The organism is Enterobacter sp. DNB-S2 (assembly GCF_019443845.1).
GTDB lineage: Bacteria > Pseudomonadota > Gammaproteobacteria > Enterobacterales > Enterobacteriaceae > Enterobacter > Enterobacter asburiae_B.
On record NZ_CP050520.1, the window covers coordinates 3,660,751 to 3,683,129 of the forward strand.

Annotated in this window: 19 protein-coding genes; all 19 read right to left on the minus strand. The window is 56.0% G+C overall.

The window, feature by feature from the left end; genetic code table 11:
• Nucleotides 1-258 precede the first annotated feature (258 nt).
• The gene (gene galF, locus HB664_RS17600; protein ID WP_143346768.1) at nucleotides 259-1,152 is read right to left on the minus strand and encodes a GalU regulator GalF; all 894 of its coding nucleotides are present in this window, start codon (nucleotides 1,150-1,152) and stop codon (nucleotides 259-261) included.
• A 176-nt stretch (nucleotides 1,153-1,328) separates the two neighbouring features.
• Nucleotides 1,329-2,720: a colanic acid biosynthesis protein WcaM gene (gene wcaM, locus HB664_RS17605; protein ID WP_182073004.1), complete on the minus strand. Its 1,392-nt coding sequence runs from the start codon at nucleotides 2,718-2,720 to the stop codon at nucleotides 1,329-1,331.
• Between the two features lie 12 nt (nucleotides 2,721-2,732).
• Complete coding sequence (gene wcaL, locus HB664_RS17610; RefSeq protein ID WP_219939903.1) at nucleotides 2,733-3,953, minus strand: colanic acid biosynthesis glycosyltransferase WcaL; 1,221 nt, start codon at nucleotides 3,951-3,953, stop codon at nucleotides 2,733-2,735.
• Nucleotides 3,950-5,230 carry a colanic acid biosynthesis pyruvyl transferase WcaK gene (wcaK, locus tag HB664_RS17615; RefSeq protein WP_033145972.1) on the minus strand — a complete coding sequence of 427 codons (1,281 nt, stop codon included), beginning with the start codon at nucleotides 5,228-5,230 and terminating at the stop codon, nucleotides 3,950-3,952. Before wcaK ends, wcaL begins: the two co-directional genes overlap by 4 nt.
• 17 nt (nucleotides 5,231-5,247) lie before the next feature.
• Nucleotides 5,248-6,726, minus strand: a complete 1,479-nt coding sequence (wzxC, locus tag HB664_RS17620) for a colanic acid undecaprenyl disphosphate flippase WzxC (protein WP_039262643.1) — start codon at nucleotides 6,724-6,726, stop codon at nucleotides 5,248-5,250.
• Between the two features lies 1 nt (nucleotide 6,727).
• Nucleotides 6,728-8,122 carry an undecaprenyl-phosphate glucose phosphotransferase gene (gene wcaJ, locus HB664_RS17625; RefSeq protein ID WP_033145973.1) on the minus strand — a complete coding sequence of 465 codons (1,395 nt, stop codon included), beginning with the start codon at nucleotides 8,120-8,122 and terminating at the stop codon, nucleotides 6,728-6,730.
• Nucleotides 8,123-8,168: 46 nt separating this feature from the next.
• Nucleotides 8,169-9,539, minus strand: a complete 1,371-nt coding sequence (cpsG, locus tag HB664_RS17630; RefSeq protein ID WP_023312395.1) for a colanic acid biosynthesis phosphomannomutase CpsG — start codon at nucleotides 9,537-9,539, stop codon at nucleotides 8,169-8,171.
• Between the two features lie 111 nt (nucleotides 9,540-9,650).
• Nucleotides 9,651-11,087, minus strand: coding sequence for a mannose-1-phosphate guanyltransferase (gene cpsB, locus HB664_RS17635; RefSeq protein WP_219939904.1), 1,437 nt, complete (start codon nucleotides 11,085-11,087; stop codon nucleotides 9,651-9,653).
• A 3-nt stretch (nucleotides 11,088-11,090) separates the two neighbouring features.
• Nucleotides 11,091-12,314: a colanic acid biosynthesis fucosyltransferase WcaI gene (gene wcaI, locus HB664_RS17640; RefSeq protein WP_143346764.1), complete on the minus strand. Its 1,224-nt coding sequence runs from the start codon at nucleotides 12,312-12,314 to the stop codon at nucleotides 11,091-11,093.
• Nucleotides 12,311-12,790, minus strand: a complete 480-nt coding sequence (locus HB664_RS17645; RefSeq protein ID WP_033145977.1) for a GDP-mannose mannosyl hydrolase — start codon at nucleotides 12,788-12,790, stop codon at nucleotides 12,311-12,313. Before HB664_RS17645 ends, wcaI begins: the two co-directional genes overlap by 4 nt.
• 2 nt (nucleotides 12,791-12,792) lie before the next feature.
• Nucleotides 12,793-13,758: a GDP-L-fucose synthase gene (locus HB664_RS17650; RefSeq protein ID WP_013097874.1), complete on the minus strand. Its 966-nt coding sequence runs from the start codon at nucleotides 13,756-13,758 to the stop codon at nucleotides 12,793-12,795.
• 2 nt (nucleotides 13,759-13,760) lie between these two features.
• Nucleotides 13,761-14,882, minus strand: coding sequence for a GDP-mannose 4,6-dehydratase (gmd, locus tag HB664_RS17655; RefSeq protein ID WP_014884502.1), 1,122 nt, complete (start codon nucleotides 14,880-14,882; stop codon nucleotides 13,761-13,763).
• A gap of 155 nt (nucleotides 14,883-15,037) precedes the next feature.
• Nucleotides 15,038-15,598, minus strand: coding sequence for a colanic acid biosynthesis acetyltransferase WcaF (gene wcaF, locus HB664_RS17660; RefSeq protein WP_219939905.1), 561 nt, complete (start codon nucleotides 15,596-15,598; stop codon nucleotides 15,038-15,040).
• Between the two features lie 15 nt (nucleotides 15,599-15,613).
• Nucleotides 15,614-16,360, minus strand: a complete 747-nt coding sequence (gene wcaE / locus HB664_RS17665) for a colanic acid biosynthesis glycosyltransferase WcaE (RefSeq protein WP_039263104.1) — start codon at nucleotides 16,358-16,360, stop codon at nucleotides 15,614-15,616.
• Nucleotides 16,361-16,376: 16 nt separating this feature from the next.
• Nucleotides 16,377-17,597: a colanic acid polymerase WcaD gene (gene wcaD / locus HB664_RS17670; protein ID WP_029742034.1), complete on the minus strand. Its 1,221-nt coding sequence runs from the start codon at nucleotides 17,595-17,597 to the stop codon at nucleotides 16,377-16,379.
• Nucleotides 17,572-18,789 (minus strand): colanic acid biosynthesis glycosyltransferase WcaC, encoded by a 1,218-nt coding sequence (gene wcaC / locus HB664_RS17675; protein ID WP_219939906.1) that lies wholly within the window; start codon nucleotides 18,787-18,789, stop codon nucleotides 17,572-17,574. The genes wcaD and wcaC overlap by 26 nt, the downstream gene beginning before the upstream one ends.
• On the minus strand, nucleotides 18,786-19,277 hold the full coding sequence (gene wcaB, locus HB664_RS17680; RefSeq protein WP_032642828.1) for a colanic acid biosynthesis acetyltransferase WcaB: 492 nt from the start codon (nucleotides 19,275-19,277) through the stop codon (nucleotides 18,786-18,788). The genes wcaC and wcaB overlap by 4 nt, the downstream gene beginning before the upstream one ends.
• On the minus strand, nucleotides 19,277-20,119 hold the full coding sequence (gene wcaA, locus HB664_RS17685; protein WP_182072683.1) for a colanic acid biosynthesis glycosyltransferase WcaA: 843 nt from the start codon (nucleotides 20,117-20,119) through the stop codon (nucleotides 19,277-19,279). Before wcaA ends, wcaB begins: the two co-directional genes overlap by 1 nt.
• Nucleotides 20,120-20,214: 95 nt before the next feature.
• On the minus strand, nucleotides 20,215-22,377 hold the full coding sequence (gene wzc / locus HB664_RS17690; RefSeq protein WP_217071541.1) for a tyrosine-protein kinase Wzc: 2,163 nt from the start codon (nucleotides 22,375-22,377) through the stop codon (nucleotides 20,215-20,217).
• Nucleotides 22,378-22,379: the final 2 nt, after the last annotated feature.

Genomic DNA, 22,379 nt, shown 5'->3' on the forward strand with positions numbered 1-22,379 from the left:
GCATGAGACGTTGAATTTTATATTTTGTTACTCAGACTGCAGCGTCCATAGCAGCCACAGCGAATCCAGTATTGTGGTATTAATTACAGACCAAAACAAGAAAAACCAACCGTTTGGTATTCAAAACCGTAAGACGTCCAACACTTCGGGTTACTTGCTAAAAACAAAACGACAGAGGATACGAGGGACACTTTAAAATGTGCCCCAAGAATCATCTGTCGTTTTCTCATCAACTTAGGCAAACACAGGTTCGAAAATTTACTCTTCGAGAAGTTTTTCAATTTTCTTACGGAACTTCGCCCCTTCCTTCAGGTTACGCAGTCCATAGTTCACGAACGCCTGCATATACCCCATTTTCTTACCGCAGTCATAGCTGTCGCCGGTCATCAGCATCGCGTCAACGGACTGTTTTTTCGCCAGTTCGGCAATCGCGTCGGTCAGCTGAATACGATCCCAGGCGCCTGGCTCAGTTTTTTCCAGCTCTGCCCAGATATCGGCGTTCAGAACATAACGGCCAACCGCCATCAGGTCTGAGTCCAGTGTCTGTGGCTGATCCGGTTTTTCGATGAACTCAACGATGCGGCTCACCTGCCCTTCCGTTTCCAGCGGTTCTTTAGTCTGGATAACGGAGTACTCGGAGAGATCGCCCTTCATGCGTTTCGCCAGCACCTGGCTACGGCCGGTTTCATTGAAACGCGCCACCATTGCCGCCAGGTTGTAACGCAGCGGATCGGCAGAAGCGGTATCGATGATGATGTCCGGAAGAACAACAATGAATGGGTTATCACCCACAACCGGACGAGCACACAGGATAGAGTGGCCCAGGCCCAGCGGCTGCGCCTGACGCACGTTCATGATGGTCACGCCCGGCGGGCAAATAGACTGCACTTCCGCCAGCAGCTGGCGTTTGACGCGCTGCTCAAGCAACGCTTCGAGTTCGTAAGAGGTGTCGAAGTGGTTTTCTACCGCATTCTTGGAGGAGTGCGTAACCAGGACGATTTCTTTGATCCCTGCAGCAACAATCTCATCGACAATGTACTGAATCATTGGCTTGTCGACGATCGGCAGCATCTCTTTAGGAATGGCTTTTGTGGCTGGCAGCATATGCATGCCCAGGCCTGCTACCGGAATGACTGCTTTCAAATTAATCATTATTTCTTCCACCTTAAAATGGTTGACGAATTATAGCTCTTAAACCTGTTTTCGCCAGCATGATTTGCCGTAATCCTTGGGCAATGTTACGCCTTAGCATCACAAATTTCTGTAGTTGTAATCTGATTAGATCGCGCTTTTATGCCAGGAATAGTCTCAAAACTGCTGATTGTCGATTATCTGTGCGGAAGCGCAAAGTTAAGCCTTTCCACATTCACTACCTGCTGGTCGACCCGGTCAATATCGACCGAGCTTTGCCCCTTCTCATTCACTGCTTTTATGTTCGCCAGCGACAGCAACGTCTCGTCTTTCGCCATGAATTTACCCCGCACATCCTTGCGCAGGTCGAAGTTGATTTTCAGGGCGGGCCCCACAGCGGCTTCCTGCATCACATTGATATTGCGTAAAAAAAGATGTTGCGGCTTGTTGTGCAGCTCAAGCGTTGCACGCTGCATTTCCACGTTGGTTATCGCCACAAACGAGGTGGCGTTACCGGATGAAATCTGTATTCCACGCAATTTATACGCAAGCTGACGATTATCGAGATGAATATTGTTGAGCTTGAAGTTCTGCGGGATGGACAAATAATCGCCTTTTATCACCCCATAGCCGATTAACATTCCGGCACTGTTCACCATGTCGACATTATCAATAATGAAATTATCACAGCCATAAATGGCCACCGTGGCGTTGTCTATTCCCGCCTTTTTACTGAAGTCGGGGGTAATATTTTTGGCCTTAATATTGCGGATAACAAAATGCTTACCGTTTTCAACGTGCACCAGCTGGCGACAGTTGCTGCCGGTGATGTTTGCCACCACGAAGTTCTTGACGGTTTGCTTCTCCGGATAGTCGTTATCGTAGGTGCTGCCGGCGAGGCCAATGCCGATGCCCCAGTTGATCTTGCCGTTGGTGCAGTTGATGTTGTCGATGACATGGTCAGAGATCAGGATATTGCGATCGTTGATGGCAACGTTCCACTCGATCGCATCCCCCTGGAGATGGCTAAATTTGCTGTTGGTGATGCGGGCGCCGTCCACCTGGTTATGGAAACCCTGGCGCAGAATGGCGTAGTTGGCCTGGCTCACGCTAATGTTATCAATCAGCAAATTGCGCATTACGCTCGGTTTCTTGCCGCCGATGTAGATCTGCGTCACCGGGCCAAAACCGCTCATGGCCAGCCCTTTGATAACGCAGTCAGAGCCGCGAACGTCGAGCGTGATGTTCTCCGTGCGGCCAGCACCTTCGCCTATCACTTTGCTGCCTTCCTGCAGAACAAAGCGGCCGCGCCCGTTGCCGGTTAACGCCCCGCGGATCAGCAGCGTTTTACCGTCGGGAATGAAAATGCCGGTATTGATGTTTTCGCAGGTAAGCCCGGCAGGGACCACGACGGTGTCGCCGTCATTGAACGCCTGCTTAAAAGCGGCGATCCAGTCGTTGTTATTGTACTGATTAACAAAGACCGTTCTGCCGCTTGCCGCCCGCGCGATGCGTGACGACAGCAGCGGCGTGGCCGCCAGAACGGAGAGAGAAGAGACAAAGGTGCGTCGGGTAATCTTTTTCAGCATACATCCTCGGCGTTACAACGTTTGCAGCAGGCTCGCTAACTGGCGGTTAATCACCTGCTGGTTAAAATCGGTTTCCACTTTTTGTCGGGCGTTCTGGAGCACGGGCTCCAGCGCCTGCTGGTCAATATCGCTGAAGGCTGCTAATCGGTCCGCAAGGGCCATCGCGTTATTCTCCGGCACCAGCCAGCCGGAATGGTCAGACTTAATCAGCTCCGGGATCCCGCTGTGCAGGGTTGATACCACCGGAATACCTACGGCCATCGCCTCCATCAGCGCCACCGGAATGCCTTCCATATCGCCATCGGCGCCCGTTACGGAAGGCAGCAGAAAGACATCCGCCTCGTCGAGCATGGTCTTGACCTCGTGGCTCGGCTTGAAGCCCGGCATCTCTACGACATCTTCCAGCTGATACTGTTCGATAAGCGTGCGCAGACGACGCTCCCACGGCCCAATGCCGAGAATGCGATAGTGGAAATCCACCCCGCGCGCTTTCAGCTGGCGGCAGGCTTCAATAGCCACATGCAGGCCTTTCTTCTCGGTCAGGCGAGCAACGGAGATGATCTGCAGCGGTTTTCCCGGCACCTTGACAGGACGGCGAGTGAAGCGCGTTAAGTCCACGCCCATACGCGAAACGGCAATTTTCTCTCCCGGGCAGCCCATGTTTTTCAGGCGTCCGGCCCACAGGTCGCTGATAGGCAGCATCATGTCGCCGCGCCTGAACAGCTGCTGATACTCCGGCGTGTAGTGGTTCAGCACTTCGCGGCTGGAGATATCAATACCGTGGAAGATGGTCGCAATTTTGCCGTCAATCACGCCCAGTTCGCGCAGCTTCGCGGCGGTGACGCCCGCCGGGCCAAAGTGGGCGATAAACACGTCGGCACGATACGGCTGCGCGGTTTGCCCGCAGATGGCCGACAGGATTAGATTGCGGGATTCGGCCCCATAGCGGGAAACATTCAGAGCCCGCCAGGTCGACGCGCGGTGGATCCCGCGCAAGGTCTGGCTGGCCCGGTGCCGCAGCTTGCTCAGTCTCCCGGACGGCTCATCCTGCAGCCAGCGGGTTTTCGCCTCCAGCCCATACTGGGTATACGCCGCATGGGTATTTTTGGTATCGCCCTTTTGCAGGGCGATAATCTCCACGTCATATCCCATATCGATAAACGCGGTGATTTGGTTCAGGACAAACGTTTCAGACGACAGCGGAAATTTCAGTAAGAAGAAACCAACCTTCATTTCCCCTCCCGTACGCGGTCAAGTACCGATTTCACCATCCCAATGCCCTTCTCGCGCTCGGCTTTCACCGCCACCGCCAGGCGTTCATTGATCGCAGGCAACTGGCCGAGCGTGTCGCCCACCATCGCACCGAGCGAACCATCGAGCAGATGACGGATATCCACGGCCATTTCCGGCATACCGAGCTGCTGCATGATGCCTGCTGATTTGTGTTCGTAGTTGATGGCAATGGCCGGCGTGCCAAAGTTCATGGAGATAATGGCGGAGTGCAGGCGCGTGCCGACGGTCAGGTCGCAGGCGGAGAGCAGCTTGCCCATCTCCAGATCGTTCAGTTCGTCCATCACCACGTGGTAGCGGGACGGATCGTTCACCAGGCTGCGCAGGTTCAGCGCCACCATACGGTCGTCTTTGTTGTAGCTGTCGATGCCGGTGCAGGTTGAGAGCGCCAGCACCTGGTACCCGCTGTCCAGCACGCGGTTCACCACGTCGGCGAAGGCTTTCTCATACGCCGCCTGGGTCGTACCTAAACGCTTATCGAAGGGCGCCAGCTCGCGCAGGGTAATCGCGACGGTTTTCTGTTTCGCCGCCACGTCGAGCCAGTGCTGCACCGCGTAGCTCGGCTGGAAGCTGTCGTCCTGGTGATCCACCAGCCACGCGGTGTCCACGCCGTGCTCAACTTTTGAGGTGTCAATTTCGCTGCGCTTCATCATGTCGAGGCTGACCGACTCGCGCAGGATCAGCGCGTCGCAGTGGCCGAACACGTAGTTTGCGAGCTGGTTAAACTGCGGATCCTGGAATGGCCCGACGCTGTGGCCAATCATAAACAGCGGCTTTTTCGCCATAAAGGTGCAAAGCGCATGCTCAAACTGCGGCACGCCGTAGAGATCGACGAAGAACGAACCGCCGACCTGGATAATGGCGTCGTAGCCGGACAGCAGACGAACAAAATCGGTAAAGCCCTGCGCGATAGCGATGTTGCGCAGCTTGCCGGTATCGGTCACGCGGGAAAGCAGCACCTGGTGCTGGTAGCGACGGCGCAGCACTTTCTTCACGCGGCCCATCACGCCCGCGGCGTTGTTATGCTGTTTCATCTGGCTGTAGAGCGGGTCGCCCATCACCGGGCGGTTCAGTAACCAGGATGAGCTGACCGGATAACGGCTCATCACGTCCACTTCAGTCTCAGGCTTAAGGGTGTTAATTGCATCCAGTAAACCGCGCAGGATGGCGCTGTCGCCACGGTTGCCGCAGGTATGGTTGCCAAGAATTAATAATTTCATAATGGCCTCTTAAATAACTAGCCTGCGCGAAGCAGCGTTTTCATTTTTTCGTTACGGCAAAACTGGCGCTTCATCTCCACCACCAGCGCATTGCGTGACAGCACAATCATCACGCCAAATGCCAGCGCGCCCGCGGCAACCTGTACCGCCAGCAGCGCGGCCAGCGGCAGGTGACCGCTGAGGATGATGCCCAGGCCGTAGCTCACCGCCAGGGTCGGCAACGAGAGATAGAACGGCAGCCACAGGCTCAGGATGTACTGACGGTAGCTGGAGCCCAGCACCGGCTTGATCATGATGAAGTAGCTCAGAACGGTATTGATTATCTGCACCAGCAGGAAGCCCAGCGTGACGCCGATGGCGCCTGCCATATGCCCGCCGACGATAATCGCCGGAATAAACAGGAAAGTTTTGAACACGTTGAACTTAAAGCTAATGTCGACGCGCGCTTTTGCCATCAGCAGGGAACCAATCGGATTCCCCACGGAGCGCAGCAGCCCCACCACGCACAGCAGCTGCAGGATCGGGATGATGCCGTTCCACTTCTCGCCAAACACCAGCGGCACGAAGTTGCTGGAAACCACCATCAGCCCAAGCAGCACCGGGAAGTTGATGATCCCCACCACGGAAAGCAGCTTGTAGAAGTTAACGCGCAGCTTCTCGGTGTCGTCCTGAATCTTGGCGAACGCCGGGAACAGGACGCGGGTGATGATAGGGTTTAGCTTCATCGGCGGCACCACCGCGACGTTGTAGGCCAGGTTGTAGCCCCCCGCCACGCTCGCGCCAAGAATGCGCGCCAGCACCAGCGTCGACAGGTTGGTATTCACATAGTTGATGATGCTGTCCGCCGTCAGCCACGCGCCAAAGCGCAGGTTGGACGAAACGGACGCGAGAGAGAAATGCAGCCCGGGACGGTAGATCTTGCGGCCAAAGTAGCCGAACAGCAGCGTACGCACGGCAGAGTTAACCAGGTATCCGAGGATAGCGGTCATCGCCAGCGGCCAGAAATGGGCGCTCACCACGGTGAAGGTAAAGCCCGCCAGCACCGCGCTGGTCTCGATCATGCCGATCTTGTTGAACTCCAGCTCTTTCTGCATCAGCGCGCGGAACTGCTGCCCGTGCGGGATCACCACGAAAGCAAACGACAGCGTGCGCATCAGTGGAGCCAGATCCGGGTTATGCAGCACGCTGGCGATGGTATCGCTCAGCAGGAACACCAGCACGAACACGAAAATTCCCAGCCCCACGTTCAGCCAGTAGAGCGTAGTCAGCTCAAGATGGCTGATCTCTTTGCGCTGGATAATCGAGTTGGCGATACCAAAATCAGACAGCGTATCGGCCAGCGCGATAATCACCAGCGAGACGGTCAGCAGGCCGAACTGGTGATTATCAATAATGCGCGCCAGCACGGTCATCTGGACCAGACCGAGGCCAATGATGACGATGGTCGCCATCGCTGACCACTTCGCCCCGCTGATGGTTTTTTCACGTAAGCTCATCTTAGTACGCCGCTTTGTTCACGAAACCTTTGAAGATGGTCAGAAAAACAATCTTGATATCGAACCAGATACTCCATTCACGGATGTACTCCAGATCGAATTCGATACGTTTTTCCATTTTTTCCAGCGTGTCGGTTTCGCCGCGCCAGCCGTTGATCTGCGCCCAGCCGGTAATGCCCGGCTTCACCTTATGGCGCAGCATGTAGCCTTCAATCAGCGAGCGGTACTGCTCGTTGTGCGCCACCGCGTGCGGACGCGGGCCAACAATCGACATGCCGCCGGTGAAGACGTTGATAAACTGCGGCAGCTCGTCCAGCGAGGTGCGGCGCAGGAAGTTCCCCACGCGGGTGACGCGCGGATCGTTCTGCGTTGCCTGGGTCACCACCTTGTCGTTTTCCATCACCTTCATGGAGCGGAATTTCCACACCATAATCGGCTTACCGTCCATACCGTAGCGGGTCTGGCGGAAGATAACCGGGCCGGGAGAGCTCAGCTTCACCGCGAGGGCAATGCAGCACAGCACCGGGGAGATGAGCAGTAAAATCAGCGAAGAGAGCACGATATCTTCCGCGCGCTTCAGCACGCGGTTAATGCCCGACAGCGGGGTGTCGTACAGCGGTACCACCGGCACGCCGTTCACTTCTTCAATGCGTGAATGAAGGATGTTGAAGGTAAAGACGTCCGGGATCAGGATCACCGAACAGGTGGTGTCCGCCAGCTCGCGCATCAGTTGCTTAATGCGGGATTCGTCTCTCATCTGCATGGCGATGTAGACGTTGTGAATTTTACCGGCTTTCGCGTCTTCAATAAGCTGTTCGTAATTGCCCGCCCAGTCCGACGGCACGCCGCCCGGCTTCGCGTCGTGGTAAATCCCGACCACTTCAAACCCTAACCACGGCTCTTTGCGGAAGCTGTCGAGCAGAACCTTACCAACCGGAAGATCGCCCGCTACCGCAACGAAGCGACGGTTATAACCGCGGTTACGCAGCCAGCCCGCGCCGAAGCGGATCAGGGAACGGCACACCACCATGCCGACGCTGGTGATCAAATACCAGCAGAGATAGGTGACGAGGCGATTATCAAAATCATGGCTGAAGGCCACCAGGCCTGCGCTGAAGATCAGACTCAGGGTCCAGTTCTGCAGCAACAGCATCAGTTCGGTGGTCATTTTCACGCCGCGCCACGAGCGGTAGAAATCGGTCATCCCGCCGATCATCTGAAACACGACCAGCGCAATGAGTGCCATCAGCAGATGCATATATAAGAACGGCAGCCCGCCGATCCGACACACCGCCCACAATCCACCGACCATGATGGTGATATCAGAAAAACGCTGCACCATAGAGATTAACGATGCATTCGTTCTCGCTCGTTCGCGTTTTTTTAGATTCGTCATCGTTGTTCCTGTATTCGGTTCCCCCTCCCGCCGGGAGGGGCAATTGTTACTGATTCAACAGCGCCAGAATGTCCTTCGTTCGGGCTTCCATCAGCGCCGTGTCAGCACGGGACTCCACGTTCAGGCGCACCACCGGCTCGGTGTTGGACGAGCGCAGGTTAAAGCGCCACTGCGGGAACGCCATGCTGATGCCGTCCGTACGGTCAATTTCCAGCGCGTGGATCGCAAAGTGCTGCTCCACGCGGGCAATGGCCTCGGCCGGCTGCGCCAGCTTGCTGTTGATCTCCCCGCTCGCCGGGAACGCCGCCATGCGGTCGCGCACCAGCTCGCCCAGCGTCTGCCCCTTCAGGCACAACAGCTCGGTCACCAGCAGCCACGGGATCATCCCGCTGTCGCAGTAGGCAAAATCACGGAAGTAGTGGTGGGCGCTCATCTCGCCGCCGTAGATGGCGTCTTCTTCGCGCATGCGCTCTTTGATGAAGGCATGGCCGGTTTTGGACATCACCGGCGTGCCGCCCGCCGCGGAGACCACGTCGACGGTGTTCCAGGAAAGGCGCGGGTCATGAATGATTTTCGCACCCGGGTTTTTCTCAAGGAACGCTTCCGCCAGCAGGCCGACAATGTAGTAGCCCTCGATGAATTGCCCTTTCTCGTCGAACAGGAAGCAGCGGTCGAAGTCGCCGTCAAAGGCGATGCCCATGTCCGCGCCGTGCTCTATCACCGCGTTGCGGGTGTCGTCGCGGCACTCCGGCAGCAGCGGGTTAGGAATACCGTTCGGGAAGTTGCCGTCCGGGGTGTTGTGCACCTTGACGAAGGTCACCGGCACGTTCAGCGCCTTAAAGCGGGCTTCCAGCGCGTCCACCACCGGGCCGGCCGCGCCGTTACCGGAGTTGATGACCAGCTTCAGCGGCTTGAGGTTCGCCACGTTGATGTAGCCCAGCAGGTGGTCGATGTACTCTTTCTGCAGGTTGATTTTTTTGTAGCTGCCGCGCTTCGCGTCGTTCACCGGCGGGAAGTCGTTGGCTTCCGCCAGGCGCTGCACGTCGCGCAGGCCGGTGTCGCCGCTGATAGGACGGGCGCCCTTGCGCACCAGTTTCATCCCGTTGTAGTCCATCGGGTTGTGGCTGGCCGTCACTTCGATACCGCCGTCCACGCCCAGGTGGAAGGTGGCAAAGTAAATTTCCTCGGTCCCGGAAAGGCCGATATCCAGCACGTCCACGCCCGCGTCCTGCAGCCCTTTCGCCAGGGCCAGCTTGAGGGATTCACTGGTCAGACGCACGTCGCCGCCCAGCACGATGGTCTGCGGTTTTAAATATTCGCCGTACGCGCGGCCAATGCGCCACGCGATGTCTTCATTCAGCTCTTCGCCCAGCTTGCCGCGAATATCGTAGGCTTTAAAACAGGTTAATTTTTCCATGATGACCCCTTTTTCAGGCAACAGTCGGCCCTGACCATGTAATGGCCAAATTGATTTTTTTGTCATTCGCAGGCCCGGTAAGCGCAGCGCCACCGGGCATAATGCAGAGAGCTATACCCGCCCGTAGCGGTCCTGGAAGCGCACGATATCGTCCTCTTCCAGATACGAGCCGGAGCGCACCTCAATTAAGTCGAGAGGAATTTTCCCCGGGTTCTCCAGACAGTGCGTCGCCCCCAGCGGAATATAAATGGACTCGTTTTCGCCCAGCAGTTTGACTTCACCGTCGATAGTGACTTTAGCGGTACCCGCGACCACCACCCAGTGCTCGGCGCGGTGATGGTGCATCTGCACCGACAGCCCCTCGCCCGGCTTCACGGTGATGCGTTTCACCTGGTAGCGATCACCGGAGTCAATGGAGTCATATTCCCCCCACGGACGGTAGACTTCGCGGTGAATATGGTGCTCGTGACGGCCATCGGCCTTGATCTGCTCCACCACTTTTTTAACGTCCTGCACGGCGTTACGGTCGGCAATCAGCACGGCGTCCTTGGTCTGGACAACCACCAGATCCTTCACCCCGACCGTGGTCACCAGGCCGGATTCGGCGTAGACGTAGCTGTTTTCCGTTTTGTGGCTAATAACATCGCCGTGGTGGACGTTACCCTCCGGGGTATGGGCGCTGATCTCCCACAGGGAGGACCAGGAGCCGACATCGCTCCAGCCCGCATCCATCGGTACCACGACGGCGTCCGCCGTACGTTCCATCACCGCATAGTCAATGGACTCTTCCGGGCAGGCGAGGAACGCCTCTTCATCCACGCGGATGAAGTCGAGATCCGGGTCCACCACCGCCATCGCTTTCTCGCAGGCGTCAAGAATATCCGGGCGGTATTTGCGCAGCTCTTCCAGATAGCGTCCGGCGCGGAACAGGAACATCCCGCTGTTCCAGTAATACTCACCGCTGGCGACATACGCCTGCGCGGTTTCCAGATTCGGTTTTTCAACAAACTGCGCCACGTCAAACGCCACGCTGTCGCCTTCACCCGGCGTCACGCTGCCGCGACGAATATAGCCATAGCCGGTTTCCGGCAGATCCGGCACGATGCCGAAGGTCACCAGCTTGCCGCTCTCGGCGTAAGGGATCGCCGCACGCACCGCGTCGCGGAACGCGTCTTCCTGCTGGATAACGTGGTCTGCCGCCAGGACCAGCATCAGCGGGTCACAGTCCGGGCTGCTGCGTTTTGCTGCCAGCGCCGCCAGAGCGATCGCGGGCGCGGTATTGCGTCCGGCAGGCTCCAGGATGATGTTTTCGGTGAGCTTATTCAGCTGGCGCAGCTGCTCGGCAACAATAAAGCGGTGCTGTTCGTTACAAATCACCACCGGGCTTTCACACTCCACGCCGTGCAGACGGTTTACCGTCGTCTGCAGCATGGTGAGATCCCCTTTCAGGCAGAGGAACTGTTTTGGATAGAGCACGCGGGACAGCGGCCACAACCGGCTACCAGAGCCACCAGCCATCACAACCGGATACAAAGTGGTTTGACTCATGATTTATCCCCGTATATCTGCAATAAATTGGCTCAGCACGTTCTCTTTCTCGAGCGTGCGTTCGGCATATTCACGTGCCACCGTGTTCACTTTTGGCATGGCAAGTGCCTTCTCAATTCCGGTTACCAGCGCCGGGACCGATTCCGGCTCCACGCACACGGCAATCCCCGGATAGCTGTCGCACAGCTGGCCTAATTCTGTTTCGGCTTCTGCCGTGATCACCGCGTTACCGCCCACTGCCAGAATGTTGGTCAGCTTGGACGGCAGCACCGCGTCCGCGGCGCCGCGTTTTTGCACCACCAGATGGCAGTCGCCCATCTTCAGCAGCGCAGGCAATGCCTCGTAAGACTGAAGCGGGAAAAATTTCACGTTGGTCAGGCCACGTTCCCCGGCCATTTTTTCCAGCCGCGCCTTTCCACCGCCCTGCCCGACAATCACAAACGTCCACGGATGTTCACTCAGCAGCTGGGCCGCTTCAATCACGCTTTCCAGCCCCTGCTTTTCGCCGATGTTGCCTGAGTAAAGAATGATTTTTTGATCTTCAGGCAAACCGAGCTGCGCGCGCAGGGCCTGAGCGTCTTGCTCAGTTACATCGCGAAAACGCGCCACTTCGGACCAGTTCGGGAAGAAGATCACCTTCTCTGCCGGAACGCCCTTTTCCTGCGCCTTGTTCATCATCGAGCGCGAGATAGTCGAGACGTAATCCACGTTGTGCAGGCCGCTGCGCTCAAACGCGCTGGCGAGCTTCGCCACCTTGCCGCCCTTGCTTTTGCCTGCCATCCCCAGGCCCAGCATGGCGTCAACTTCGTAATCCTGAATGTGCAGCAGGGTGCGCGCGCCGGAGAGTTTGCCCAGCAGGCGCATGCCCGGCGTGCAAAACAGCGTTGGCACCACGCCGATGATGCGATCCGGCTTCCAGCGACGCTGCGCCATCAGCGGGAAGAAACTGCTCAGGGCAAAGCTGCCCAGATGAATTAACCGCTTCAGCGTCGAGGGCTGCTTAGGCACATACAGCGGGCAGCGCCAGACGGTCGCTGCGCCCTCTTCGCGACGGTAGCGCCAGCTTGAGTAGCGCTCCCCGACTTTCCACTCCGGGTAGTACGGCGGCGCGGTAATGACCCGCACGTCATGTCCCTGGCTCGCCATCCATTCGACCATCTCGCCGGTGTATTTTCCGATGCCGGTTAGCTCCGGCGAGTAGTTGATTCCGTACACTAAAATTTTCATAAGCCCGGCACTCCGGACTGACGATCGGCCAGGAAATAGGCACGACTGTTGTCATGCACATTGTCGCTGGCAAGCAGCGCCTCTGGCGTCTGCCAGCGGTAGTCGTCATGCTGAGAGTCAGGCAGACGCAGGTCTGCCTCACTCACCTTCAGGCGGAACCCCAGCACGATGTAGTGCGTGGTGAACCCGGTGCCTGAAAAGTTATCGTCATAGAAGTGCTGCCAGACCCCGTAAAACTGGCCCGCTGCCATAGGCAGCTGCAGGCCCAGTTCCGCCAGAGTGAGACGCTCAAACGCATCGCTGAGCCGCTCATCCTTCTGCACGCGCCCGCCGGGCACGAACCAGAAGCCCTGTGCAGGACGGTTGGTTCGTTTCCCCAGCAAGAACTCGCCGCGTTCGTTCTCCACGATCAAATCAATTGAGATGAGCGGAGTCGAACGCACTACCGTGGCAAAATCTTCCTGACTTAAAAACATCGTTACCCCCGGAAGCGGTGCTGGTTTTCCAGGAACCACTGGTAGGTACTGGCCAGCCCCTGCTCCAGTGACACCTCGTGATACCAGCCCAGCTGATGCAGACGGGTCACGTCCAGCAGCTTGCGCGGCGTGCCGTCCGGTTTCGTCGCGTCAAACACCACGCGGCCTTTGTAGCCCACTACCTGCGCGATGGTTTGCGCCAGCTCGCGAATGGTGCAGTCCACGCCGGTACCGACGTTGATGTGCGACAGCATCGGCTCGGTGTTCTCCTGCCACACCTCGCGATCCAGCTCCATCACGTGAATGCTGGCGGCAGCCATGTCGTCCACGTGCAGGAATTCACGCATCGGCGTACCGCTGCCCCACACCACTACGTCCGGCGCGTTCTCGGCGGTCGCCTCGTGGAAGCGGCGCAGCAGCGCCGGGATCACGTGCGAGTTGCTCGGGTGGAAGTTGTCGTGCGGTCCGTACAGGTTGGTCGGCATCACCGAACGATAGTCGCGGTTGTACTGACGGTTGTAGGACTCGCACAGCTTGATCCCGGCAATCTTGGCAATCGCGTACGGCTCGTTGGTCGCTTCAAGCGTGCCCTGCAGCAGTTCGCTCTCGGCGATCGGCTGTTTCGCCATTTTCGGGTAAATACAGGACGATCCGAGGAACAGCAGCTTATTCACGTTGTGCAGATGCGCGGCGTGAATGATGTTGCTCTCGATCATCATGTTTTCGTAGATGAAATCCGCCGGGTAGGTGTTGTTAGCGACAATGCCGCCCACCTTCGCCGCCGCCAGATACACCTGGTCAATGCGTTCGTTAGCAAAGAAGTCCTGTACCGCGCGGCTGTCGAGCAGGTTCAGCTCGTCGCGCGTGCGGACAACCACTTCCACGTCACCGCGCTGTTCGAGCTGGCGAACAATCGCGGAACCCACCATTCCGCGATGACCGGCGACAAAAATACGTTGTTTTGTCATTCTCAGGACTCCAGCGCGATGGCAACCTCGTAGCCATGAGACTTGAGCAGGGAGTGTTTTTTCGCTGCTTCAAGATCTTTGGCTACCATCTCGGAAACCATTTCCTGCAGAGTGATTTCTGGTTTCCAGCCCAACTTCTCGTGCGCTTTGGTTGGGTCGCCCAGCAGGGTTTCCACTTCAGCAGGACGGAAGTAGCGCGGGTCAACCTGGACAATCACGTCGCCTGGCTTCACGCCCGGAGCGTCGTGGCCGGTCACGGAAACCACGATACCTTTCTCTTCCACGCCGGTACCTTCGAAGCGCAGCTTGATGCCCAGCTGTGCCGCGGCCATTTCAACGAACTGACGAACGGAGTACTGCACGCCGGTCGCAATCACGAAGTCTTCTGGCTGTTCCTGCTGCAGCATCATCCACTGCATTTTCACGTAGTCTTTGGCATGGCCCCAGTCACGCAGGGAATCCATGTTGCCGAGGTGCAGGCAAGACTCCAGACCCTGCGCGATGTTGGCGATAGCGCGGGTGATTTTGCGGGTCACGAAGGTTTCGCCGCGACGCGGAGATTCGTGGTTGAACAGGATGCCGTTACAGGCGTACATGCCGTAGGATTCACGGTAGTTCACGGTGATCCAGTAGGCGTACAGTTTTGCTACCGCATACGGAGAGCGCGGGTAGAACGGCGTGGTCTCTTTCTGTGGGATTTCCTGCACCAGGCCGTACAGCTCGGAGGTGGATGCCTGGTAGAAGCGAGTTTTCTTCTCAAGGCCGAGGAAGCGGATTGCTTCCAGCAGACGCAGCGTACCCATGGCATCAACGTCGGCGGTGTATTCCGGGGATTCGAAGGAGACCGCTACGTGGCTCATCGCGCCCAGGTTGTAGACTTCATCCGGCTGTACTTCCTGCAGGATACGGGTCAGGTTGGAGGTATCGGTCAGGTCGCCGTAGTGCAGATGGAATTTCGGGTTCGCCGCGTGAGGATCCTGATAAATATGATCCACACGTTCGGTGTTGAAAGAAGACGCACGACGTTTAATACCGTGTACTTCATACCCTTTTTCCAGCAGGAACTCTGCCAGGTAAGAACCATCCTGCCCGGTAACGCCGGTGATGAGAGCGACTTTAGACATGTTTTATTCCTCTACTTATGAATTTAATCAGAGCCGTTAAGTAGGCTATCTTTTTTGTCATTTTGAACGTGGGCTGTGCTCGAAATCCTCACGTACCTAAGTACGTTCCGGTTTCTCCGCGCAGTCCGCGTTCAAACTGCCTGCAACGATTACGCCTACTTAACAAGGCTCTTCGTTTCAACGCGTTCGCGTATCACCACTGCGGGGTTGCCACGGCAAACTTTATTTGCCGGTAGCGATTTAAAAACGCTGCTGCGGGCACTGACTACCGTGCCATCGCCAACAGAAACACCCGGTGCAACAAAAACATCCGTTGCCAGCCAGCATTTTTCGCCAATCACAACAGGCGAAGCGGTAATATCAAAATGCTGACTCATAAAATCGTGGCTGCCGGTGCACAAATAACATTTCTGTGAAACCACCGAATTTGCGCCAATCGTAATTTCGCCCAGGGTATATAACACCGCGTCATCCCCAACCCATGCGTAATCCCCAAGCGTTAATTTCCACGGATAGGTAATTTTTACAGAAGGTCGGATGACTACGTTTTTTCCGATTTTTGCGCCAAACAGGCGCAATAGAAAAGCTCGCCAGCGGTACATTATTTGCGGCGACCAGGCAAATAACGTTGCCTGAACGGCCCACCACAGCTGTACCTTAATACCGTTCCCGCCCCGAAAACCTTTCGGCACGGAGAAACCTTTTAAATCCTGCATTTCGTTTCCTTATATTCAGGCTTTGTTATATAAGGTTTTCGTTTTGCCTGTGGTACGCAGGCGTAATAAATAAGATAATTCCGCCCAGAACCCCGGCACGCGTAATATTTTACGCTGCACGTTTTTGGCATCCTGGCACAATTCCAGATTATTAGACGTTGACACGCCGCCCATGGAAAATTCAGACACCAGCCCTTTAATTCGACGGAACGGGTAACCTGATTTATACAGGCTGGCTGCCAGCGCATAATCGGAAGACACTTTATACTGCAAATCGTAAGGCTGTTTTTTCAGACCTTTTACCGGGAAGAAAATGGCCTGATGGCTGGCCGGCAGGCTGTGGTAGATATACCAGCCTGGCTTCGCGCTGCGGCACACTTTATGTCCGTCGCCAAAATCGAGCAGCGCATCGCCAATATACATGGCGTCCTCTTTCTGGCGAGCCAGCTGACGGGCAAACAGCGCCACGTCATCATGGAAAATGTCGCCCGAGTTCAGGAAGATGGCATAACGGCCTTGCGCCATGTTGATGCCTTTATTCATCGCATCGTAGATGCCTTTATCTTTCTCGCTGATGTAGCGTAAGTTGAACTCACCGTTGAGTTTTTCCAGAAACTCCGCCGTGCCATCGTTCGAGCCGCCATCGACCACAATCCACTCAAAGGTGAGGCTTGGATCGCGCGCCAGGTTGCGCAGCGAGCGCCAGGTTTTTACCACCCCTTCGTAATTACGAAAAGCGACAGTAATGACGCTAAGAAACATAAATCACCTCATTTCGTCATACGTTCGTAATATTAAGCGCCTTGCGCAGAATAAACGGACAGACAATCAAGAAAGCATATTCCGGGCTAAATATTGACCCGGTAAAAAACAGCGACACCGGAGTAAACAGATAAAGCTGAACGCGAAAGTTCTGGTTATCACCAAACGCGTTAATCATCATTTTGAAAACTTTAAACAGATACCACAGGGTCAACAGTACGGCAAACCACGAAAAATAAATAATTAACAGATACAGACCATTGTCTATGGTTTTACCGACATCCGCACCGTTAAAGATTCCGAATGATGCAACATATTCGTAAAGTGAGCCGAATCTTACTACCCCATCAATATGGGTTAAGGAATAACCCACCATCACCAGTGGCCCAATGATGCGATAATAGGATGAAGACCCTTCCGTTCCCAAATCTCCCAGACGTTCTGAGATGTACGGGAAGGCAAATATCACGCCTACCATAAATACCGTCAGGGAGATAATCGCCAGCGGCAGTTTTTTCTTAATCGCATCTTTGTTCAGGTACTGGAACGCCCACTCCAGCAGGTAAAACAGGATAAATGTCATTACGCCTGAGAACGATCCAGACAGAACAATTCCTGCAAGAATCATAGCATCGGTCTTAGGCGTTTTGATACCAAACTGTTTGATGCTGAGCCAAATTGAGATTAACGCCAGAGCGAAAAACGCCGGTTCAAAATAGAGGGCCGTAGTACGCTTCCCGCCAAACTTGATGAAGTTCAATACATAGCTGTTACTGTAAATGAGATATTTCGAAATTATCTCCATCAGGCTGCTGCCGCCGGTCAGAATAATTTGCGCCATCTCCAGCGCGGCAAGCATAACAATTAACGCTACGGCAATATAAAAGAACCTAAGGATTTTCCGATAATTGTGCGGAGAAATAGTTTTAAACCGAATACTCCAGACCATTCCGATAATAATGACAATATAAACAAACAGCATGGTCGAGGTGACGTATTTACTTGCATCCAGCGACTGGCCAAAGATGTAGTTAAACAGCGTCAGGCCCGTGCCCAGCCCTAAGGCAATCATCAGCTTCTTGAGGTTGATTTTATCGACATACAGCAGAAGCAGAACGGGCAGGAAGGTTACGATGGTTATCGGGAAGCTTTCGCCGAGCTGGGCAATTTTGACGTTGACCAGCAGGTAGATCAGCGGCAGCAGCAGATAACTACAGATTCTGATAGAACGAGACATATTCCTCCAGCATCTGTTGTCCACTGTAGGCCTTGCGGCTGCGGTTGCGGAACGATTCCAGGTCCGTGCCAAAAACGATCTCAGCAATCTGCGCCTTCGGCAGCTGTACCAGCGGCAGGACCTCCTGCTCCGTGAAGGTTTTCCCGCCGGACTTTTCCAGCACTTCGCGCGCCGCATCGCTGTGGGTGGCGATCACCGGCACGCCGATAGAGAGCGCCTCGCAGAGGATCAGCGGGTAGTTATCCACGCGGGAGCTGAACACCAGCGCGTCCATTTCATTCAGCGCGCTCATCAGCTTGCGCTTGTCGGTTTCAAACCCGTGGTTCACCACGTTGGCCCCTTCGAACGGCGAAAACTTGCCGAAGGTGTGAAGCTCTATCTTGTCACCCAGCGCCATCATGTCGCGCACCAGCTGCTGGTTGGTTTTACCGTCGTAACGCAGGTCATGCGCAACGATAGCGATTTTCGGTTTGCCCGCGGTTTCCGCCACCGGGGTCAGCTCGGCAAGAATGGCTTCCGTCGCCACGTCGATGCCGTTGTTGATAATCTGACAGCGCCCTGCCCCGTACAGGCTGTTGAAGGCATCGGCCACGTGCTGGCTCGGAGAGATAAACGTACAGCCGAGCGAGAGCATGTCGCGGAACAGCTGACGCTTTCCGGCCACCAGCTGATGCGCGCGATCCACCTTCACCGGCGGGTAGTTGCTTAACGTCGGGCACTTCTGGCAGTTATCTTTCCAGCCTTCGCAGCCGTCGGTAAACGCGCAGCGTCCGGTCACGCTCCAGTGATCGTGCAGCGTCCAGACAAAGCGGGTGTCGGGCTTGTGGGCCTGCACCTTCTGGCAAAACGCCACCACCTCTTCCAGATTCAGCCAGTAGCTGTGCAGCACGTGAAAATGCAGCACAACCGGGCCCGCGGTGCGGGTAACCGTGCGATACAGCGTGTTCAGGTTGCCAAACAGGTCGCGGTTAAACAGACGGAACAGCGCAATGTTGGCCATCGAGGTCAGACGCGGCGTGTGCTTGTGCACCTGAGGGAAGTTATCGTGGCTGACGCTTTTCTTGCCGCCTTTGCCGTAGCCGTAAATAAACCGAGACTGAAGTCCTTTTTGCAGCGCGCGCTGGTGCAGATCCAGCGCCACGCCTGCCGCTCCGCCTTCTGCGAGGCGTACGTTAAATTGCAGAATGTTCATTTAATCACCTTCACGCGGGCTTTTTCTCCCACCACCAGCGCGTTATCCGGAATGCTGTCCAGCACCACGCTGCCAGCACCAATCGTGACGTTATTACCAATCGTAATGTCACCGACGATCACCACGTTCGCCCCCAGCTCGACGTTATTGCCGATGACCGGGCAGGCCAGGCTGTCAGGCCCGCGGTTGCCAATGGTGACCGCATGACGAATGGTGAAATCATCGCCGGCGACCACAAACTTGTTGATCACCACCGCATAGCCGTGATGGATGGTAAAGCGGCGGCCAATGGTCGCAGCGGCCTGAATTTCATAGCCAAAAAAGCATTCGGTGATGATGCGGTACAGCACCAGCACGGGCGCCGCCCAGATATTGTTCAGCACGTTTTTCTTGCGCCACACAGAGCAAAAGTGCGCGATGCGGTACGCCAGAACCATGCAGCACGGACGCAGGCTCCAGCTGTTAGCGCGGCAATCTTCCAGAAACATTATTTCCCCCGAAGCCCGTCAGCCAGGCGCTTGCCGTTACGCACGGACAGCAGCGTCAGCAGCGTGCGCCAGTTCATGCGCTTATTGCGGATCTGATAGAGGGTAAAGAGCTGATATTTACGGCTGGCACGGTCAAACTTGTCCTTGTGCTTGCGGTAAAAATGGAAGTAGCCGGAGAACTTCTTCGGCGAGGAGGTGATTTGCATCTCCCCGTGGTTGATGTGCAGGATCTGGGTGGCCTCTTCCACTTTCCACGGCTCGCCATACTCCACCACCATGCGCAGGAAGATATCGTAATCCTGCGCGGCCTTAAGTTCGGTATCGAACAGGCACTCTTTGAAGCGCCACGCCCAGGTGAAGACCTGGTTACCAATAATGTTGCGCTTGTAGAACAGGCGGCGAGAATACGGCGATTTCGGGTACAGCGGCAGACTCGCGGGCTGCGAATAAACCTCGCCCTGGCAAACATAGTCGTTGGCATACAGGAAAGCGTGCGTGACCAGCTGTTCTTTATGCGACAGGAAGATAGACAGGCGGTTCGGCGTCCATTCGTCATCGTCGTCGATCCCGGTCAGAAACTGCCCTTTGGCCTGCATAATCGCCTGATTACGCACCGCGCACGCGCCGGAGTTAATGGCGTTATGCGTATAGACCACCCGCGGGTCGTTGAGGTCAGTCACAAACTTTTGCAGCTGTTCATACGAGGAAGAGCAGTCATCAACGATGATCAGCTCCCAGTTATCGTAATCCTGACGTAACACCGACTTGATTGCGCGGATCGCCAGCTGCTGACGATTCCATGTCGGCATATAGATTGAAACTAAAGGGCGTTGTGTGGTCATGGTCTTCCCCTTATCCCTCACCCCGCCCCTCTCCCGGAGGGAGAGGGAGAAAGTTGCTCTCCCCTCTGGGGAGAGGGTTAGGGTGAGGGGGATTTTTATTTGCTGTCAGATTTATATTCGTACTCGTAATAACCGTAATCCTGGTACCCGGTCGCGCGGCGGAAGATGGAGTTCAGGATCACCCCTTTCACCTCAATCCCGTTCTGCTCGAAGCGGCTCAGGCTGGTTTCCACCTCTTTCAGGGTGTTCACCGCGTAACGCGCCACCATCAGCGTGGTGCCAGCGTGGCGGCCAACAACCGCTGCGTCGGTTACGGCCAGAATTGGCGGCGTATCGATCAGCACCAGGTCGTAGTTTTTGCTCGCCCACTCGATCAGCTGGGTGAAGCGTTCGCTCATCAGCAGCTCGGACGGGTTAGGCGGTACCTGACCGCGTGGGATCAGGTCAAATTTCGGCACCGTTGTGGGTTTCGCGCTCTGGCTGATGTCACCTTTGCCGAGCAGGATTTCCGACAGACCGTTCACGTTGTTGGTGCCCAGCAGTTCGTGGGTGTAGCCCTTACGCATATCGCAGTCGATCAGCAGCACGCGCTTGTTGGTCTGGCTGACCACCGCCGCCAGGTTGGCGCAGACGAAGGTTTTACCGATTGACGGGCTCACGCCGGTTAACATCAGGACGTTGTTTTTGGCCTGCATCATGGCGAAGTGCAGACTGGTACGCAGGCTACGGATCGCTTCGATGGCGAGGTCGGTCGGGTTACCCACCGCCAGAAGCTGGCTCTGTTTGTAACGCTTGACGCCCTTGATGGTTTTGACGCTGTCGCGGGATTTTTGCCACTCGGACAGCGGAATGCTGGCATAGACGTTGATACCGCTCTCTTCCAGCACCTGCGGGCTTTCGATACCGCGGTTGAACAGGGAACGCAGCAGCACGCCGACGATGGAGAGCATCAGGCCGAGAATAATGCTGCCGAGAATAATCAGCGCTTTCTTCGGCTTCAGCACGCCAGGCTGGGTAATGGCCGGGTCGACGATGCGTACGTCACCGACGGTACTGGCTTCGGTGATTTTCAGCTCCTGCTGCTTGTTCAGCAGCTGCATGTAAACCTGCTGTCCGGACTCCACGTCGCGTGTCAGACGCACGATCTCCTGCTGCGTTTTCGGCATCGCGGTCACACGGTCATTGAGCTTCGCCTTCTCTTCTTCCAGGGTACGGCGTTTCTCCAGCAGCGTGCGGTAGGCCGGGTGACGTTTGGTATAAAGCTTGGAAATCTCCGCCTCTTTGAAGGTCAGCTCGTTGAGCTGCGCATCAATGTTGACCATCGAATCGAGGACCGATTTCGCCTCCAGCGGCAGGTCAACGGAGTCTTTATCCTGACGATAGGCGTTCAGCTTGTTCTCGGCATCATCCAGATGGGCGCGCACTTCCGGGAGCTGTTTCGCGAGGAAAGCCAGGCTTTTCGCCGCTTCCGCCGACTTACGCTCAACGTTCTGCTCAAGATAGTTGCGGGTAATGCTGTTCAGGATGTCGCGGATTTGATCCTTATCTTCACCAGTAAAGGTCATGCTCAGCACGCCGGTGTCCTTTCCGTTTTCAGTGACGGTCAGGTTGTTTTGCAGATTGTTGATCATCCCCAGGGTGGAGAATTTGGTGACGGTGAATTCGCCGCCCTCCTGAGCGTTGATGGCGCTGACCATCATGCTGACGCCGTCTTTGGTCAACATCTGCCCCACTTCGCCGCGGGCGCTAAAACCTGCGTCGCTGGTTAGCTGGTACTGTTTCGGGCCTAGCACCGTCAGGGTAAACGTCTGATCGGCCGCCCCTTTCGGCAGCACGAAGTCAGTGACTTTCACCGTGTCGTTGTTGCGCCCCATCAGCCGATCCCAGCCGGCACCAAAGACTGGGAAGGTATTTTTGGTGACGGAGATATCGAGCCCGAGGTCGTGAACCGTTTTACCCAGCACCAGGCGTGACTGGATGAGCTGAATTTCGGCGTCGGATGCCGGCGGCTTGTTCGCCAGCGCGGAACCAATGTCCTGCACCAGCGAGTTGCCGGTATTCTGCTCGATCTGCACCAGCGCATCGGCGCTGTAGATAGGGGTGGCGAACAGCGTATAGACGACGGCCGCCGCGGCGAACACGGCGGTAATGCCAAGCACCCACCACTTTGCCTCTACAACAGTGCCGACCAGGCGCCCAATATCAATTTCATCACTGCCCGAAGTCGGGGCGGCAGAAGGTCTTGTTTTTTCTGTCATTG

Coding starts and splice junctions, on each gene's coding strand:
- HB664_RS17645 (WP_033145977.1), bottom strand. CDS start 12,790: ATGTTTTTAAGTCAGGAAGATTTTGCCACGGTAGTGCGTTCGACTCCG.
- wcaM (WP_182073004.1), bottom strand. CDS start 2,720: ATGCTGAAAAAGATTACCCGACGCACCTTTGTCTCTTCTCTCTCCGTT.
- cpsG (WP_023312395.1), bottom strand. CDS start 9,539: ATGGAAAAATTAACCTGTTTTAAAGCCTACGATATTCGCGGCAAGCTG.
- wcaC (WP_219939906.1), bottom strand. CDS start 18,789: ATGAACATTCTGCAATTTAACGTACGCCTCGCAGAAGGCGGAGCGGCA.
- wzxC (WP_039262643.1), bottom strand. CDS start 6,726: ATGAGCTTACGTGAAAAAACCATCAGCGGGGCGAAGTGGTCAGCGATG.
- wcaJ (WP_033145973.1), bottom strand. CDS start 8,122: ATGACGAATCTAAAAAAACGCGAACGAGCGAGAACGAATGCATCGTTA.
- wzc (WP_217071541.1), bottom strand. CDS start 22,377: ATGACAGAAAAAACAAGACCTTCTGCCGCCCCGACTTCGGGCAGTGAT.
- wcaB (WP_032642828.1), bottom strand. CDS start 19,277: ATGTTTCTGGAAGATTGCCGCGCTAACAGCTGGAGCCTGCGTCCGTGC.
- gmd (WP_014884502.1), bottom strand. CDS start 14,882: ATGTCTAAAGTCGCTCTCATCACCGGCGTTACCGGGCAGGATGGTTCT.
- wcaL (WP_219939903.1), bottom strand. CDS start 3,953: ATGAAGGTTGGTTTCTTCTTACTGAAATTTCCGCTGTCGTCTGAAACG.
- wcaF (WP_219939905.1), bottom strand. CDS start 15,598: ATGCAGGATTTAAAAGGTTTCTCCGTGCCGAAAGGTTTTCGGGGCGGG.
- HB664_RS17650 (WP_013097874.1), bottom strand. CDS start 13,758: ATGACAAAACAACGTATTTTTGTCGCCGGTCATCGCGGAATGGTGGGT.
- wcaA (WP_182072683.1), bottom strand. CDS start 20,119: ATGACCACACAACGCCCTTTAGTTTCAATCTATATGCCGACATGGAAT.
- cpsB (WP_219939904.1), bottom strand. CDS start 11,087: ATGAGTCAAACCACTTTGTATCCGGTTGTGATGGCTGGTGGCTCTGGT.
- galF (WP_143346768.1), bottom strand. CDS start 1,152: ATGATTAATTTGAAAGCAGTCATTCCGGTAGCAGGCCTGGGCATGCAT.
- wcaI (WP_143346764.1), bottom strand. CDS start 12,314: ATGAAAATTTTAGTGTACGGAATCAACTACTCGCCGGAGCTAACCGGC.
- wcaD (WP_029742034.1), bottom strand. CDS start 17,597: ATGTCTCGTTCTATCAGAATCTGTAGTTATCTGCTGCTGCCGCTGATC.
- wcaK (WP_033145972.1), bottom strand. CDS start 5,230: ATGAAATTATTAATTCTTGGCAACCATACCTGCGGCAACCGTGGCGAC.
- wcaE (WP_039263104.1), bottom strand. CDS start 16,360: ATGTTTCTTAGCGTCATTACTGTCGCTTTTCGTAATTACGAAGGGGTG.